Origin of the sequence: Salinivibrio sp. MA351 (assembly GCF_001996065.1) — a bacterium.
Taxonomy (GTDB): domain Bacteria; phylum Pseudomonadota; class Gammaproteobacteria; order Enterobacterales; family Vibrionaceae; genus Salinivibrio; species Salinivibrio costicola.
Genome location: NZ_MUFG01000002.1, coordinates 1 through 17182 on the forward strand (window position 1 = coordinate 1; position 17182 = coordinate 17182).

Genomic DNA, 17182 nt, shown 5'->3' on the forward strand with positions numbered 1-17182 from the left:
TACATTTATAATGCATTGATTATATTGTATTTATAGTTTCTTGTACTGAGAAAGCGTGAATGCATGATGACAAAACGTGCATGCCATTGCGGTGCTCGAGGCGATAAGCTGGTTATCTATCCAGTATTTCTCCACGCTACCGCCCGCCGGTTTGCGGCATCCAACAGGCCTTAAAAATGTCGATTGTGGCAGTAGCCTATCAAATACCTTGTTAGCTTTTCATGTCCTAATGTCCAAAATGTTAGCGAGCGCTTATTCTGTGGGTCTGGTAAGGGGACGTTGGCTTGAGTCTAGGGGCTTGTATAGGGGCGCCTTAAAAATCAGTCGATGGGGCTTTTTGTTGTTTACGTTGAAAAAATCAGCCAAGCGGTCTTTTTTTACCCAACTTTTCTGTGTATTTCACTAAATTTGTCCAACAAAATGTGATTAAGGTTGGTATAATTTTCACCACATTAACCCTCTGCACGCGCTGTCGGACATTTGTGCTGTGAATATAGACGTCAATAACCTCCTGCTTCAAAACGATATTTTACTCCTTTTTGTGGTGCTCGCGCTCGGCCTGGCCGTCGGAAAGATCAAAATTGGTAGTGTGCAACTCGGTGGATCCATCGGCGTGTTGTTCACCGCAATCATTTTTGGTAATGCCGGGTTTACCTTTTCGCCCGACGCACTCAGCATCGGCTTTATGTTGTTTATCTACTGTGTCGGTATCGAGGCAGGGCCGAACTTTTTTGGCGTGTTTTTCCGTGACGGAAAATCTTACCTATTGCTCGCGCTCACCGTGTTGTTAAGCGCCATTGGGTTGACGTTGTTTTTTCAAGATCAGTTGGGGCTGGATACCAGCATTGCCACTGGCATGATGGCAGGCGCACTCACCGCTACTCCGGTGCTCGTGGGCGCGAAAGATGCGCTTAACTCTGGCTTAACCGGCACCGATGGCGAGCAGCTGGGGATGATGATCGATAACCTCAGTGTCGGCTATGCCATGGCCTACCTTACCGGTTTGGTGAGTTTGATTGTGCTTGCCAAGTTAATGCCTAAGCTGCAACGCCATAACCTGGAGCACTCTGCTCAGCAAATTGCGATTGAGCGCGGGTTAGGCAGTGAGTCACAGCGTAAAGTGTATTTGCCTATTATTCGCGCCTATCGGGTTGGCCCAGAGCTGATTGATTGGATTGATGGCCGCAATCTGCGTGAGCTGGGTATTTATCGCCAAACGGGCTGTTATATCGAGCGGATTCGCCGTAATGGCATTTTGGCTAACCCCGATGGTGATGCCATTTTGCAGCAAGGGGACGAGATTGCCTTAGTAGGCTACCCAGACAGCCATGCGCGCCTCGACCCCAGTTTTAGAAACGGCAAAGAAGTGTTTGATCGTGACTTGCTTGATTTGCGCATCGTCGAAGAAGAAATCGTGGTGAAAAACGACAGTGTGGCGCAAAAGAAGCTGTCCGATCTTAGCTTGTCGGAATATGGCTGCTTTTTAAACCGCGTGGTACGCGCGCAAGTCGAGATGCCGATGGACCAAGGCATTATTCTGAATAAAGGCGATGTGTTGCAAATCAGTGGCGAGAAAAGCCGCGTCAAAGGGCTGGCGGATCGGATTGGTTTTATCTCGATTCATAGCCAGATGTCGGATTTGCTCGCGTTTTGTTGCTTCTTTATTCTGGGGCTTGGGTTGGGGATGATCACCCTCACCTTTGGCCAAGTGACCTTTGGGCTGGGTAATGCCGCCGGCTTGCTGCTGGCAGGGATTAGTCTTGGCTTTTTACGCGCCAACCACCCTACCTTCGGCTATGTGCCACAAGGGGCGCTGAATATGGTCAAAGATTTGGGCTTGATGACCTTTATGGCCGGGATTGGTCTGAGTGCCGGTAGCCGACTATTTGACTACATCGCGGATATGGGCTTTTCGGTGATTTTGGCCAGCATTGTGATTAGCGTGATCCCCGTGATTATTGCTTATCTGGTAGGGGCCTATGTGCTTAAAATGAACCGCGCCTTATTGTTTGGTGCGATTATTGGCGCACGCACCTGTGCCCCGGCGATGGATATGATCAATGAGCACGCGCGCAGTACCATTCCAGCACTGGGCTACGCGGGCACCYATGCGATTGCCAATGTGATCCTGACACTCGCCGGCACCTTAATGATTATTTTGGTGTAAGCCGTCGAAGAGAACGACGTCACGTCAGGCACAATTCAGCCAACAAAACTTATAATCAATGCGTCCAACCATGGGCGCTTTTTTGTTTTAAAGAGGCTTTTATGCAGGTATTGATTATTGAAGATGATTCGATTTTAAGTCATCACCTAAACACTGAGCTCACCGAGCTTGGGCACCATGTTCGCTGTGCCAAGACGGCGAGCGAAGGGCTGTATTTTGCCGATCAATACCCTAACGATATTGCCGTTGTTGATTTGGGCCTACCCGATCAAGATGGGATCAGCTTGATTCGGGATATTCGCGCCAAAGGCTTGCGCCTGCCTATTTTGGTGTTGACCGCACGGGCGAACTGGCAAGACAAAGTCACGGGTCTAGATGCTGGCGCTGATGATTACTTGGTTAAGCCGTTTCAAAAGCCGGAGCTGGTTGCCCGCCTCAATGCCTTGGTGCRCCGAAGTGCTGGCTTTGTCAAACCCACGATTACCGCCGGTGATATTGAGCTCGATTTGTTAGCCAAAGCGGTGACGGTGAACGGCCAGCCACTTGAGTTAACCGCGTTTGAGTATGATTTGTTTGAGTATTTGATGCGTCATAGCCGTGAGGTGATTTCCAAGCAGCGCTTGCTCGATGTGCTTTATCACGATCAAGATGGCGATCCGAACACCATTGAGGTGATGATCAGTCGCCTGCGCAAAAAGCTGCTCCAAAGCGGCCATAGCAACCCGATCTCGACCGTGCGAGGTCAAGGGTATCTTTTTGAAATTCAAGCTGAGTGAATCATGAAACTAGGCCAATTTACCTTGTGTCGTTGTCGACCAAGATTACGCACCCGAGTGCTTGCGACGTCTATCGGTATCATACTGGTTTTTTCTATCGCCCTAGCCGCTTTAATTAATAAGCTCTATCAACAAAGCTCGATGGCCGCTTATTCTCGCGATCTGGCCTCACAAGTTCCCATGGTCATGGCGCAACTGAGTAAAGATGGATTGATTCGCGCCGATGAGCTCACGGCGTGGATCCAATCGCTGGATCCCTCTAGCAGCGACTATATGTCCGTTCTTTGTACGCGAGATAAACATACGCTTTGGACCTCCCGCGATGTTCGCGCCTTTGATATCGACGATATTTGCGCGCTGTTGCCTGATCTGACCAAAAAACCGCAGTACCTGTCTATTGCGGGCTTTAACGTGGTTGCTCAACGGCTGTCTTCCGATAAGCAACCTGGCGACAGTGATAACCGGCTGTTTGTGCTGCGCAACGTGGATATGCAAAAACAACAGTTAGCTGATTTAGAGACAGAGACCTGGTTTTATATCAGTTTGCTGTTTCTTTCGGCCTCTGCCATGGTAATCGCCGCCTGCCATTGGAGTTTTTCTCCGCTACGCCGATTGGCACGAGAGCTGATTGCGATTACCGAATCACGGCAAAAAACCTTGGACGATGATTATCCTGATGAGCTGCAAGATGTTACCCAAGCGCTTAACCGGATGATCACCCAACGCGAGAAGCAAAAAACGCGCTATCGTCACGCGATGGATGATTTGGCTCACAGTTTAAAAACGCGCTTGTCGGCCACCAACGCCTTGTTAGACGACAATCGCTTATCGCGTGAAGCACTGAACAAACGGATCCTAGAGCAAGTCAGCCAAATGGATGACATGGTGCAGTATCAACTAAAACGCGCGTTGGTGGGGCAATGTGGGTTAAAACGCGAAGATAGCCCACTGTCTGCGCCTATCGATAGCTTGGCCGGGATGTTAGATAAAGCGTATCGCGATAAACCGGTTAAAGTGATCCGCGCATTTGATCAACACGCGTCTTTGCCGATACACCACAGTGATTTGATGGAGTTACTCGGTAACTTGTTAGAAAACGCCTATCGATTCAGCCTTGAGCAAGTGAAAGTGCGCGTAGAGGATCAAGGTGAGGTGTTTCAGCTTATCATTGAAGATGACGGCCCTGGGGTGCCGGAGTGCTATCGAGAGAGCATATTTCAACGCGGCGTGCGCGCCGATCAACTGAACCCGGGCACGGGAATTGGCTTGGCCGTGTGCGATGAAATTATCGCTAGTTACGATGGTAATATCCACGTCACGGACTCGGTATTACAAGGCGCGGCATTTGTGTTGACTATTCCTAAGCGCTAAACGACAAAACGCAGCCTTAACGGGGCTGCGTTTTTTGTTGCGCGCTATCGCGCGTTTTTGTCGCTGGTGCGTTGGCGATATGGGTCGTTAGGGCTTAGTCGCCATCAGGATCGGCCAGCAAATCGTCTTTGGCTGCCATCATATATTGATACATCGACCAGTACGTTAGGCCTGCTGCGACATACAAAGCAATATACCCTAACCACTCAATCCAAGGGGCGCCATGCCACAACAGCATGGTCAGTGCGAACATTTGCGAGCCGGTTTTAAATTTACCTACCCAAGACACCGCGACACTGGCACGTTTGCCGATTTCGGCCATCCATTCTCGCAATGCAGAAATAATCACTTCGCGCGCAATCATGGTGGCAGCGGGAATCGTGACCCAAATAGACGCATAGTGCTCGACAATCAACACCATGGCAATCGCCACCATCACTTTATCGGCAACGGGATCGAGAAATGCGCCAAATCGAGTCGATTGTTTTAAACGGCGTGCTAAATAGCCATCTAACCAATCCGTCGCCCCCGCAATGATAAAAATCAGTGCCGCCACAAACGGCGCCCACGCGTAGGGAAGATAATAAGCAACAACAAAGACCGGGATCAGCGCAATGCGCAAAAAGGTCAGAATGGTAGGTATATTTAGACGCATGCTCAGCTTTTTATTTTAGGAGTAACTAGGTTATGGTGCCCCATTGCCGCTAACCTTGCAATGAGGAATGAATTTTCTCTGCCAATGTTGCACTGATGCCTGGCACTTTGGCGATTTCTTCGACACTGGCGTTTTTCAGCTCTTGGAGCCCGCCGAGGTATTTGAGTAGTGCTTGGCGGCGTTTCGGGCCAATCCCGTCGATTTGTGTAAGTACACTCTGTTTGCGTGCTTTGCCTCGCGCGGCGCGGTGTCCGGCAATCGCATGGTCGTGGCTTTCGTCACGAATATGTTGAATCAGGTGCAAGGCTGGCGAGTCGGACGGCAGCGAAAATTCTTCGCCTGAGATCTTAATTAAGGTTTCTAGCCCAGGTCGACGGCTGGTGCCTTTTGCCACACCTAATATCAGCGGGTTAATCGGCCAGTCAGCGATTAGGGGTTCAAGCACTTCCCAGGCGCGGTTAAGCTGCCCTTTGCCGCCGTCAATCACGATAATGTCGGGGATTTTTTCCGGCTCAACTTGCTTACTATACCGACGCGTCAGCACTTGCGCCATCGCCGCATAATCATCACCGCCGGTGATCCCTTCAATATTATAACGGCGGTACTCTTTTTTCAGCGGGCCATCTTGATTGAACACCACACAAGAGGCGACCGTTTTTTCTCCCATGGTGTGGCTAATATCAAAACACTCCATCCGTTTAACCGGCTCCAAGCCCAAGGTTTGTTGTAGCGCCTGATAACGGTGTTGGATGGTCATCCGATGATTGATTTTACTGGTCAAGGCGGTGCGCGCATTGGTGTTGGCCAACTTTAAGAATCGCGCTCTAGCGCCCCTTGGTCGACTTTGTAGCTGGACGTTGCGCCCGGCGATTTCACTCAGGGTCGTCGATAGCCAGCCAAGATCATCGCCAATATCGTCTGAAATCAGAATATGGCTTGGAATGGTGCGCCCTTCTGCTTGCGCCAAATAAAACTGGCTGACAAAGCTTGAAACCACTTCACCTGGCTCGGTCTCGGCAGGCATCTTGGGGAAATGGCTGCGGCTGCCCAGCACTTTGCCTTGGCGCAAAAAGAGCACATGGATACAGGCGACACCATTTTCGACCGCAAAGCCAATTACATCCAGATCATCGTCACTGTCTTGCGAGACAAATTGCTGCTCTTGCACGCGCCGCAACGCTTGAATTTGATCGCGGTACTCGGCGGCCTTTTCAAACTGCAGCTGTTGGCTGGCAGTTTCCATCTTGGCGACCAAGCTGTCGATCACTTCGCGATCTTTGCCTTGTAAAAACATGCGGGCAAAATTAACTTGCTCGGCATACTCTTCATCACTGATCAGCCCAGACACACACGGCCCGGCACAGCGGCCAATTTGATACATTAAACACGGACGGCTGCGGTTGGCATACACCGAGTCTTCACACTGGCGAACAGGAAAGATTTTCTGCAATAAGTGCAGGCTTTTACGCACCGCGTTGGCATCGGGAAACGGGCCAAAATATTCGCCCTTTTTCTTTTTCGCGCCACGATGGATCGCCAGCCGTGGGTGCTCATGGCCACTGAGGTAAATGTACGGGTAGGTTTTATCATCACGCAGCAAGACGTTGTATTTTGGACGATGCTGCTTGATCAGGTTGTGCTCAAGAATTAACGCTTCGGTTTCAGTGTGGGTGACGGTGACTTCCACATCAGCAATGTGACGGACGAGTGCTTTAGTTTTCTCACTCGACACCTGAAGCCGGAAGTAACTGGCTAATCGCTTGCTGAGATCTTTCGCTTTACCCACATAAATGATCTCACCGGTGGCGTTCATCATTCGATAAACGCCTGGCTGGTGAGGCACGGTTTTAAGAAAACTCTTGGCATCAAAGGTGTTTGGCACTGCGCGATCTCGTACTGCTTAACTTCGCTTTAAAGGCTTTCGGTATCTAACATGCCGTGACGAATAGCAAGGTGGGTTAGCTCCACATCACCATTGATATCTAGCTTGCTAAATAAGCGATAGCGATAACTGTTCACCGTCTTTGGGCTGAGGTTTAACTGCTCTGAAATATCGGTCACTTTTTGCCCTTTGGTGATCATTAACATGATCTGCAGTTCGCGCTCTGACAGCTCTTTGAAAGGATTATCAGAAGAGGTAGAAAACTGACTCAGCGCCATTTGCTGGGCAATATCAGGTGAAATGTAGCGTTGGCCACTGTTCACCATGCGGATCGCATTCACTACTTCATCAGCCCCTGCGCCCTTGGTGAGATACCCTGCCGCACCGGCTTGCATCACCTTGGTTGGGAACGGATTTTCAGTGTGAATTGTGAGCACAATAATTTTGGCGTCTGGCGAGTAGCGAAGCAACTTACGTGTGGCCTCTAACCCGCCGATACCTGGCATATTCATGTCCATCAGGACAATATCGGCGTGATTTTGCCGGCACCACTTGAGTGCGGCTTCACCGCTGTCGGCTTCCCCTACCACTTTTATGCCACGAACGTCTTCTAAAAGACGTCGAATCCCTGTGCGAACCAGCTCGTGATCATCTACAAGAAAAACATTGATCAAACTTGTATCTCCACTTGGTTTGGTTCGCCAACATGCTGCGTGAACGCAACGGTTGGACTTGTCTTACGCATCTCTTAAGTTTTACCACGGATGAAAAGGCAACAACAGAGCAGATGTGCCGAATCACAAATATTCATACATTAAGCTGATAAAAAACAACCCAAGTGACGAGATCGTCGCCAATACGGCGACAATCTCACCAGTCTCGCGGCTATAACCCAGGTAGCGTGTTGATGATGTGTCAGTAATTTTCCACACCAGATTGACACGCTTTCCGTGTATCGTTATGCCAGCACATGGTTACAGCGCCAAACATAGGTACTTCATTTCGAGGTATTCATCCAAGCCCCATTGCGATCCTTCGCGTCCTAACCCAGATTGTTTGACCCCTCCGAACGGTGCTACCGCCGTTGAGATCAAACCGGTATTAATCCCCACCATGCCATATTCCAGCGCTTCGGCAACGCGGTGTACACGGCTGATGTCACGGGCATAAAAATACGACGCTAAGCCAAATTCCGTGTCGTTGGCCATGGCGATGGCTTCCGCTTCATCGTCGAAAGCGAACAGCGGTGCGACAGGACCAAAGGTCTCTTCTTTCGCAATCCGCATCGCCGAGGTCGCGTGTTTAATCACCGCCGGTTGGATGAAATTGTCGCCTAAATCGGGGCAGTCACCCCCCAATAAAATCTCACCACCGTGTTGCTGGGCATCGTCCAAGTGCGCTTTCACTTTGTCGATGGCGCCACGATTAATCAACGGACCAATGTCAACGTTGCTGTCAGTACCCTGCCCAACGCGTAATTGGCTCACTGCCTGGGTGAATTTTTCAGCAAATGTGTCATAAATACGCGATTGCACGTAAATACGATTCACGCACACGCATGTTTGTCCCGCGTTACGGAATTTAGCGGCAATCGCCCCTTCTACGGCGGCATTAATATCGGCGTCATCAAAGACGATGAATGGAGCGTTACCGCCAAGCTCCAACGACAGCTTTTTAATGCTTGGTGCACATTTTTCCATTAGCTGCGCGCCAATGTCGGTCGAGCCGGTAAAGGAGAGTTTACGCACACGTTCATCGGCACATAAGGTATCTGCAATCGGACCCGCCGTCCCGGTGATAATGCTTAGCACGCCAGCAGGTACGCCGGCACGCTGCGCTAATTCACCCAACGCCAACGCTGATAAAGGGGTGTCGCTGGCCGGTTTGACCACCATGGTACAACCGGCAGCAAGCGCGGCCGCTGCTTTACGGGTGATCATGGCGGCGGGGAAATTCCAAGGCGTGATGGCTGCTGTCACACCTATGGGCTGCTTGATCACGGAGATGCGTTTATCGGCCTGCTCAGCAGGAATAGTTGCGCCATTCACACGTTTGGCTTCTTCAGCAAACCATTGCAAAAACGACGCGGCGTATTGGATCTCACCGGCAGATTCTTTCAGCGGTTTGCCCTGCTCGGCGGTCATGATCGCGGCTAAGTCCTCGGTATGCTCGAGCATGAGCTCATACCAGCGATAGAGGATCTCAGCTCGAGCTTTGGCGGTAAGTGCTCGCCACTCGGGCAAGGCGGCGTCGGCAGCATCAATCGCGCGACGTGTTTCCTCCGCCCCCATATTGGGCACCATTGCCAAGCACTCACCGTTAGCAGGGTTCGTGACTGAACGTGTGGTTTGATGATTGGCATCAACCCATTGGCCATTGATTAAGGCTTGAGATTTGAGTAGTGCCTGATCGTGAAGCTGCATAATGGCTCCTTTTTTGTGTCAAAAGGCTGGAGAGTTCGCTTGAATCTTGATAGCACCTTGCCAGCTCACCTTTGGCACGGCAAGATAATCACTGAGATTAATCAGCATAAGCCTGTAAACGCCCAATGTCTGCTCAAATAGGCAACAGACGAAGCGAAAATAATAATAAGGCTTATCCTTCCGGCGCAAACACAGCTGGCCCTTCAACAGAAAAAGGATGCTCTATGCGTATTTTTAGTCAGTTCGATAGCGGGAATATTCGCGTTCTGAATGATAGCGACATCAATAATATCCAGCTTGCCATTCATCATGACAATCAATCTGAATATTATCAGTGGTTCCATTTTCGCTTAGAAGCGGACGTGGATCAGGCTCATACACTCCACATTCAACAGCTCGCTGGGTCGGCCTATCCTGAAGGCTGGAAAGATTACCAAGCCGTTGCCTCATATGACCGCGATACCTGGTTCCGCGTGCCAACCGAGTTTGATGGCGACACCTTGACGATTAAGGTCACGCCGCAACATGGTTCGATGTACTTTGCCTACTTCGCGCCTTATAGCTATGAACGCCATTTGGATCTCATTCACCAGGCGCAGACCTATCCACAGTGCCAGCTCGAAACGCTAGGACAAACCTTGGATGGTCGTGATATTAGTTTGTTGAAAATCCGCGCGGATTTAAGCGAGTCTACTCAACCGAAAACGCCCATTTGGCTAATTGCGCGCCAGCATCCCGGCGAAAGCATGGCCGAGTGGTTTATGGAAGGTTTACTCGACCGATTGCTTGACGACACCGATACCACTTCACAGGCATTACTAGAAAAAGCTGATTTTTATGTGGTGCCGAATATGAATCCCGACGGCAGTGTGCGCGGCCACCTACGCACTAATGCGGTGGGCGCAAACTTGAACCGCGAGTGGCAGTCGCCCACCCTTGAACGCAGTCCCGAGGTGTATCATGTTCGTGCCCGTATGGAGCAAACTGGGGTAAAAATGTGTTTGGATATCCACGGTGACGAGGCGATTCCTTATAACTTTTTCGCCGGCTGTGAGGGCATCCCCTCTTATGATGCGCGCATGGCAGACTTGGAAGACAGATTTAAGCGTACGCTGCTTACCGTGACGCCGGAGTTTCAAGACGAGCACGGCTATGAAAAAGATGCACCAGGCAAAGCGAACTTAACCGTTGGCTCAAATTGGATTGGTGAGCGCTTTAAGTGTTTGTCGTACACGGTCGAAATGCCGTTTAAAGATCATAACAATCATCCCGATCCTGACTTTGGCTGGTCACCCGCGCGCAGCCAAGCATTTGGCCGAGACATGCTCAGCGCAATCCTTGGCGTGGTTGATGGCCTTTAACAAGGCTAGCTAGCAAGCGGTAAGGCAAAAGAAAACGAGCCGGTGACACTGTCATCGGCTTTTTCTATTTAAGTGATTGATTATTTCGACTTGGGCTATCACACAAAGGCGCTTACATTAGGGGTAAATCATTCAACGAGGACGCACAATGACAACTCTTACCTCGCGCTGCCCCCACTGCCAAGCAACCAACCGTATTCCTGAAGCGCGCATTAATGACGCACCTAACTGTGGTAAGTGTCAATCGGCACTGCTCGATGGCAAGCCTATCGAAGGCACTACAGATAACTTTGCCGCTTTATTAAATAGCGACAAGCCGGTTGTCGTCGATTTCTGGGCTACCTGGTGCGGCCCCTGTCAAAGCTTTGCACCCGCTTTTGAAGCAGTGGCAGAGCAGGAATCAGGTCGTGCCCGTTTTGTGAAAATTGATACCGAGGCCCAACAAGCCCTCGCGGCGCAATATCGCATTCGTAGCATTCCGACCCTGATGGTGTTTAAAAACGGCGAACGGGTTGATGTCTTAAATGGTGCTTTGCCACAAAATGCGTTCAGCGACTGGGTCAACCAGCACCTTAGCTAATCACGCGCTATCGGTTTATCGCCGTTTTTCCATCGTGTGATTCTGGCGCAGCGCTAGACTTTAAGCGCTGCGCTATACCTTGAGTGCTGCGCCTTGTTTTACCGCGCGGATCGCCACATTGGTATTGATGTCTTTCACCATGGCGAGCGTTTGCAGCTGACGCATAAAGGCTTCGTAGTGCGGCAGATCGCGACTGACTACTTCCAGTAAATAATCATACGTGCCCGATATCACATGGCCGTTAATCACTTCATCCATTCCCACTAGCGCATGCTCAAAGGTAACAATTGCCTCTTCTCGGTGGTTACTCAGGCTAACATTGACAAAAAATGTCATGTTTAGCCCAATCCGCTGACGGTTGAGTGTGACCTGGTATGAGGCAATGATCCCATCAGCCTCAAGCTTTTTAATCCGTCTTGCGCACGGCGAAAACGAGAGCCCAACCGCATCGGCTATCTCGGCAACAGTACGGCGCGCATCATCCTGCAATAACGCAAGAATCGCTTTGTCTTTATTGTCCAAACCGCCTCCTTGATGGTTTTTATTAATTTATAGCCATAAAAAGATGATAATCGCTAATCCTGGCTCAAATCATCCTTTATTTTGCCACCAATCTCTTCTTTGACGCTGTCACACTTAAATAACGAATCGACAAGGAAGTGATTAATGATGCCTGCACCTTCACAACGTTTATTGGGCATGCTTGCCATGGGCTTGACCGTGACCATCTGGGCAAGCTTATTTATTTCATTACGTCAGGCCAGCCAATCGGTATTGACCAGTGGCGATATTGCCTTATTGCGCTTCTTACCCGCCGCGTTGTTATTTGGTTGGTTGAGTCGTCATCGAGTACGCCATATTGTCACTACCCCCAAACGTTATCTGTTTGCGATTGCATTTGGCGCAGGGTTACCGTTTTATCTGCTGGCTGCCACGGGGATGCAGTTTGCGCCTGTGGCTGACGGAGCCTCATTAATACCTGGGATCTTACCGCTGTTTGTTTCCACCATTGCTTGGACTGTTTATGGCGAATCGCTCTCCATGGGACGACGATTAGGCATTAGTCTGATTGTGCTCGGTATTGGCGCATTTTTATGGCACTCCTTGTTCTTTTCACCTTGGCATGTCACCCAAGGCCATCTGATTTTGCTCGCAGCCAGTATCAGTTGGGCCTGGTTTACCATTGGCGTACGCGTGACAGGATTAAGTGCTGCGGAAGCCGGTGCGGTATTAGCGATATCGGCTGTATTATTGCTGCCGGTGGGCGCATTGAGTGGGCTTATTTCGTTTAACCTACTCCAAGCGCCATTCGATGAACTTGGTTATCACATTCTTGCTCAAGGCTTGGGCGTGGGGATTATTGCCAACTACAGCTACGCCTTTGCCATTCGCCGGTTAGGAGCTGAAATGAGTGCCGCGATGGGGGCATTTACGCCTGTGGTGGCCGCGTTAATGGCCATACCGGTTTTCGGTGAAACGGTTAGCATACTCACGCTGGCGGCGATGGCGTTGATCGTGCTTGGCGCTGTGTTAGCCAGTGATGTGATCAAATGGCGTCGTGCACAAACAAAAAGCGACCCGCAGGCCGCTTAAACATGTTATCTATCATTCGCCAGCATGATTTGATGCTGGCTGTGGTCGAGCATGAAAAAGCGCCCGTTATAAGTGATCACCACGACGCAAGGCATCAATGCGTTTTTCTAGCGGCGGGTGCGTCATAAACAACTCGCTCAGTGTTTTCTTGCCGTTGATACCGAACGCCATCATCGATCCTTCTAGCTTTGGCTCTTGGCTCACTTTTAAGCGCTCAAGTGCTGCAATCATTTTCTGCTTGCCCACCAGCTGCGCAGATCCGGCATCGGCACGGAATTCACGATGACGGCTAAACCACATGGTGAGGATGCTGGCCAGAATACCAAAGACGATTTCCAACACGGAAGAGATCAGGAAATACATCATCCAGTTGCCGCCGCCTTCGCCTTCTTCGTCACTATTCATGCCACTGACTGCCCCTGCGATCACACGTGAAATAAAGATCACGAAGGTGTTCACGACGCCTTGCATTAAGGTCATGGTGATCATGTCACCATTAGCGATGTGACTGATTTCATGGGCCAGTACCGCTTCGGCTTCATCGCGGGTCATGTTTTGCATTAACCCGGTCGAGACCGCCACGACAGAATCGTTACGCTTAGCACCGGTGGCAAAGGCGTTGATGTCGGGTGAGTTATAAATCGCGACCGTTGGCATGCCAATCCCAGCACGTTGTGCTTGTTGGCTCACGGTGTTCATTAGCCAGTGCTCGGTTTCGTTACGTGGATGCTCAATCACTTGCGCGCCGACAGAACGAAGCGCCATCGATTTAGACATCAGTAGCGAAATGATCGAACCACCAAAACCGAAGACGGCCGCCAGCACTAGCAGTCCGGACAAGCTCCCCGGCTGCATGCCAGTCACGGCATAAATAATATTTAGCACAATGCTAAATACAATCAGTACCGCAAAGTTGGTAGCAAGAAATAATCCTATGCGTTTCATTATGTCTCTCCGTCGCTTAAACCCAGTGTTCAGCGCTTGCTTGTTGTATTGGTAAAAATTGTATTGGTGAAAGCTGTATTGATGAAAATAGTATGGGCATTCAAGATAAAAACAATCCTTTGATGCATTTTGTTACCAATAAAGTGATGTCGTCATCAAGCTCCGACCAGTTAGTGTGGCACGTTATTCCCATCTAATCTAAACAAAATGTGACCTCTCGCCAAGCTATATATTTGTCTTATTTTTCATTGTTTTAAAAGTAAACAATACAGAAAAAGCCAATAAAAAAGACAAAAAGCCACGACTATAGACTTTGGTCGAGTTGTCTTCGCGCTCGAGTCAGGCTAATTTATACCCAGCTGTTTAAAACTACGACACTCACGAGGCTGTTTCGCAACGCGCAGACACCCTCATCAGACAGTATAAATCACAAACTGTTGCATACGTTATCCTTGCAACGCGTTATCAATGGAGTGAGACCATGGCAGAGCAAGAAAATTACCGCGTCGCGATCGACATCTTAACCTGTCATCTTGGCATGAGCTTCGATGAAGCCTGTTCAGAGCTTGGATTAGCGTCAGATGACGCGTCGGCGGCACGTCAAATGGCAGAGATACAGCAAAGCTTAATGGGCGTGCGAGGCGACCAAAAGTAACGGTCTATCTGCATCAGCTACTGAATAGACAAAGCCAGCATAGCGCTGGCTTTTTTGATCGCTACATTTCCATAAATTGTTTACAACCGCGAAACATCTAAGTGACTCGCGCATTGTGTTGGCGAAGCATCGGCAGCAAACGGCAAGTGCCCGAGACAAGGCGCATCTAAATGGGCGTTTAAATAGCGCACCATCTCGTCACTGTGCTGGGCCTTGGGATCAACCGTGTTTGCGACCCATCCGGCTAATTCAAGCCCGCGGGCACGAATGGCCTCTGCAGTGAGCAAAGCATGGTTTAAACAGCCAAGTTTAATCCCCACCACCATGATCACTGGCAGCTGATGGGTAACTACCCAATCGGCCAGCGTTTCCGTCTCACTCAGTGGCACTTGCCAGCCGCCGGCGCCTTCTACCAATACCGGGCGTGCCTGCTGTTTTAAATGTGCTAACCCATCGCTTAGCATCTGGGTATCAATGGGCGTATTGGCTAACGCGGCCGCCCAATGCGGCGAACATGGCGTTTCTAACAACACTGGGTTGATCGCGGCATACGGCAATGCGATCGCACTGGCGCGCTGCAAAGTGACAGCGTCACTATTTAGTTGGTGATCAGGCGCTAAATCAGCACCAGCGGCGACAGGCTTGTAGCCCACCGCTTGATAGCCTTGCGCGATAAAAGCGTGCAACAGCGCCGCCGTGGTATAGGTTTTCCCTACTTCGGTGTCGGTGCCGGTAATAAAGTAACTGTCATGCATGGTGGTTAATCACTATGTAGCCAATTTGATAGGTCGCCGGTAAGGTGTTGGCGGCGAGCGCAAAACGCTGATACGCCTTCTCCACCGCGCTAAACTGCGCTCTTGTCGCCAGCCCTTGCTGCCCCGCACCTTGCGGGCGATAGGTGGCACCAATACCTTTTAAGCTTTTCATCACCGCATGGGCATTGGCAAAGGTCAGCTGTTCGCTTTCTTGCAACACGGTTGCGTGCATCAGCCCGGCACGTTGGGTCGCCTGTTGTAACTCTGAGAAGGAGATAAAGCGGTTCACTCGTGACGTGCCGCATGCTTGTTGCCACGCGCTGTCGAGTTCACACAAGGATCCGGTAAGCAGTGTCGAAACAAGAATTTTCCCGCCGGGTTTGACGACCCGACTCAGCTCCGCCAACGGCACATGCAAATCGTCACACCATTGCAGCGCTAACGAGCTAAATGCTAGATCGACACTGTTATCAGCCAGCGGCAAATGCTCCGCATCTGCTTGTACGGCTAGCATGGCATCGCCGCAGCGCGCTTTTGCCGTCGCAAGCATGGCGGCGCTGAGATCCAGTCCAATCACTGTCTTGGCATGAGTCATCCACTGCTGAGTGAAATAACCGGTGCCACAGCCGACATCTAAGACGGTACCGAGACGGACAGCCTTTTGCTTTTGCTCTGACTCAGCCAATGCTATTAACCGATGACCGACACGGCGCTGCAGCGTCGCACTGTCGTCATAATGGGGCGCGGCTCGGCCAAACGCTTGAGCAATCGCTTGTTTATCGACGACGGTCATGCTGTCACCCCACACGCTTTGTCGCTCGCTAATACCGGCTTAAGCGACTCAATCAATGCGGTGATATCTGTTTTTTGATGCTGCGCAGACAGGCTGATCCGCAGACGTGCGGTGTTAGCAGGCACAGTCGGTGGCCGAATCGCTGCTACTCGGATATGGGCCTTCATCAGAGCGTGATTCACCTGCTGTAATGCTGCCAAATCGCCGATAATCAGCGGCTTGATCGGGCTAGACGTTGCAAGCAGTTGCGGGAAGGGCTGCTTATCTAAAGAATGAGTACTGAAGGAATGCGGTTCGAAAGCAGAGTCGGTTTCTAACCAGTCCTGGAGGCCTTGCGCTAGCTGTTCAGCATGGGCGCTGAGTATTTCTCGCCGCCAGTGCTCTGTTCGTGCCAGCCTAATCGCATCTTCAATGAGTGCCGCTTGCGTGGGTGGCATAGCCGTCGAGTACACATAATGGCGAGCGAACTGGCGTAAATAGTCAATGATGGTGGAAGAAGCCAGCACTGCCGCCCCCGCCACGCCCAGGGCTTTTCCAAACGTCACGATTAAAATATCCGGCCGCGCGCCACGACTGATGCTGCCCTCGCCTTCTTGCCCTAACACGCCAATCCCATGCGCATCATCCAGCGCCCAGAGCGCCCCCGATTGGTTGGCAATCGCGGCAAGACTCTCGGCTGGCGACACATCACCATCCATGCTAAATACCCCTTCCGAGACAATCAGCGATGCGGAAGGCTGGATTTGCTTTGCGAGCAGTTGGCGAAGATGTGCCATGTCGTTATGACGAAAACGCCGCTGCGTGGCAGGGCTCAATAAACCCGCCTCAATCAAGGAGGCATGGTTGAGCTTGTCTTGAAACAAGGCATCGTCTTTGCCTAACAGCGTAAACAGCAACGCCTGATTGGCGGCAAAACCACTATTAAACAGTATCGCTTGCGGGTAACCCAGCCAGTCACACAGCTGATCACAAAGGGATTGATGCGCTGCGGTAAAACCAGATACTACCGGCGAAGCCGTCGCGCCCACGCCCCAGCGTTCAAAGTGCTGCTGCGCCTTTTTGACCAATCGCGGATCTTGCGCGAGGCCTAAGTAATCATTACCGGCAAAGTTGCGCCATGACTCGGCGACGGCATTGTCACCACTTTGCCGCCACAGGCCTTGTTGCTGGCGTACGGTCAGCTCGTCCTGATAACGACGGGTCAGCGCTGATCTTGTATCAGTCAT

16 protein-coding genes are annotated in these 17182 nt (G+C 50.8%); 7 read left to right on the plus strand and 9 right to left on the minus strand.

Features of this window, described 5'->3' with window-relative positions:
• Positions 1-487: 487 nt before the first annotated feature.
• From BZG78_RS01375 to BZG78_RS01385, 3 genes are all read left to right on the plus strand, one after another.
• Positions 488-2167: an aspartate:alanine antiporter gene (locus tag BZG78_RS01375; protein WP_077660170.1), complete on the plus strand. Its 1680-nt coding sequence runs from the start codon at positions 488-490 to the stop codon at positions 2165-2167.
• A gap of 101 nt (positions 2168-2268) precedes the next feature.
• Positions 2269-2943 (plus strand): response regulator, encoded by a 675-nt coding sequence (locus tag BZG78_RS01380; protein ID WP_077660171.1) that lies wholly within the window; start codon positions 2269-2271, stop codon positions 2941-2943.
• Between the two features lie 3 nt (positions 2944-2946).
• Entirely contained in the window at positions 2947-4314 is a 1368-nt protein-coding gene (locus BZG78_RS01385; protein WP_077660172.1) for an ATP-binding protein, read from the plus strand.
• 94 nt (positions 4315-4408) lie between these two features.
• Here the strand turns inward: BZG78_RS01385 and pgsA are convergent, their stop codons facing one another.
• The 4 genes from pgsA to BZG78_RS01405 form a co-directional block, all read right to left on the minus strand.
• Positions 4409-4969 carry a CDP-diacylglycerol--glycerol-3-phosphate 3-phosphatidyltransferase gene (pgsA, locus tag BZG78_RS01390; RefSeq protein WP_077461317.1) on the minus strand — a complete coding sequence of 187 codons (561 nt, stop codon included), beginning with the start codon at positions 4967-4969 and terminating at the stop codon, positions 4409-4411.
• Between the two features lie 49 nt (positions 4970-5018).
• Complete coding sequence (gene uvrC, locus BZG78_RS01395) at positions 5019-6851, minus strand: excinuclease ABC subunit UvrC (RefSeq protein ID WP_077461316.1); 1833 nt, start codon at positions 6849-6851, stop codon at positions 5019-5021.
• Between the two features lie 29 nt (positions 6852-6880).
• The gene (gene uvrY, locus BZG78_RS01400) at positions 6881-7525 is read right to left on the minus strand and encodes a UvrY/SirA/GacA family response regulator transcription factor (RefSeq protein ID WP_077461315.1); all 645 of its coding nucleotides are present in this window, start codon (positions 7523-7525) and stop codon (positions 6881-6883) included.
• A gap of 300 nt (positions 7526-7825) precedes the next feature.
• Entirely contained in the window at positions 7826-9274 is a 1449-nt protein-coding gene (locus tag BZG78_RS01405; RefSeq protein WP_077660173.1) for an NAD-dependent succinate-semialdehyde dehydrogenase, read from the minus strand.
• Positions 9275-9498: 224 nt separating this feature from the next.
• On the opposite strand from BZG78_RS01405, the gene BZG78_RS01410 reads away from it, so the two are divergent.
• Positions 9499-10635: a M14-type cytosolic carboxypeptidase gene (locus BZG78_RS01410; protein WP_077660174.1), complete on the plus strand. Its 1137-nt coding sequence runs from the start codon at positions 9499-9501 to the stop codon at positions 10633-10635.
• Between the two features lie 148 nt (positions 10636-10783).
• Entirely contained in the window at positions 10784-11215 is a 432-nt protein-coding gene (gene trxC, locus BZG78_RS01415) for a thioredoxin TrxC (protein WP_021024404.1), read from the plus strand.
• A gap of 72 nt (positions 11216-11287) precedes the next feature.
• On the opposite strand, the gene BZG78_RS01420 is transcribed toward trxC, so the two are convergent.
• Positions 11288-11737, minus strand: a complete 450-nt coding sequence (locus tag BZG78_RS01420; RefSeq protein ID WP_077660175.1) for an Lrp/AsnC family transcriptional regulator — start codon at positions 11735-11737, stop codon at positions 11288-11290.
• Between the two features lie 144 nt (positions 11738-11881).
• On the opposite strand from BZG78_RS01420, the gene BZG78_RS01425 reads away from it, so the two are divergent.
• On the plus strand, positions 11882-12808 hold the full coding sequence (locus BZG78_RS01425; protein ID WP_077660176.1) for a DMT family transporter: 927 nt from the start codon (positions 11882-11884) through the stop codon (positions 12806-12808).
• A 66-nt stretch (positions 12809-12874) separates the two neighbouring features.
• On the opposite strand, the gene htpX is transcribed toward BZG78_RS01425, so the two are convergent.
• On the minus strand, positions 12875-13753 hold the full coding sequence (gene htpX / locus BZG78_RS01430; RefSeq protein WP_025673171.1) for a protease HtpX: 879 nt from the start codon (positions 13751-13753) through the stop codon (positions 12875-12877).
• Positions 13754-14234: 481 nt separating this feature from the next.
• Between htpX and BZG78_RS15455 the strand changes: the two genes are divergently transcribed.
• Complete coding sequence (locus tag BZG78_RS15455; protein WP_021024399.1) at positions 14235-14408, plus strand: hypothetical protein; 174 nt, start codon at positions 14235-14237, stop codon at positions 14406-14408.
• 80 nt (positions 14409-14488) lie between these two features.
• Here BZG78_RS15455 and bioD read toward each other — a convergent pair whose 3' ends face one another.
• Genes bioD through BZG78_RS01445 form a run of 3 tightly spaced genes read right to left on the minus strand, consistent with a single transcriptional unit; the run spans position 14489 to position 17182 of the window.
• Positions 14489-15163 carry a dethiobiotin synthase gene (gene bioD, locus BZG78_RS01435; protein WP_077660177.1) on the minus strand — a complete coding sequence of 225 codons (675 nt, stop codon included), beginning with the start codon at positions 15161-15163 and terminating at the stop codon, positions 14489-14491.
• On the minus strand, positions 15156-15956 hold the full coding sequence (bioC, locus tag BZG78_RS01440) for a malonyl-ACP O-methyltransferase BioC (protein WP_077660178.1): 801 nt from the start codon (positions 15954-15956) through the stop codon (positions 15156-15158). Before bioC ends, bioD begins: the two co-directional genes overlap by 8 nt.
• Entirely contained in the window at positions 15953-17182 is a 1230-nt protein-coding gene (locus BZG78_RS01445) for an 8-amino-7-oxononanoate synthase (RefSeq protein ID WP_077660179.1), read from the minus strand. The genes bioC and BZG78_RS01445 overlap by 4 nt, the downstream gene beginning before the upstream one ends.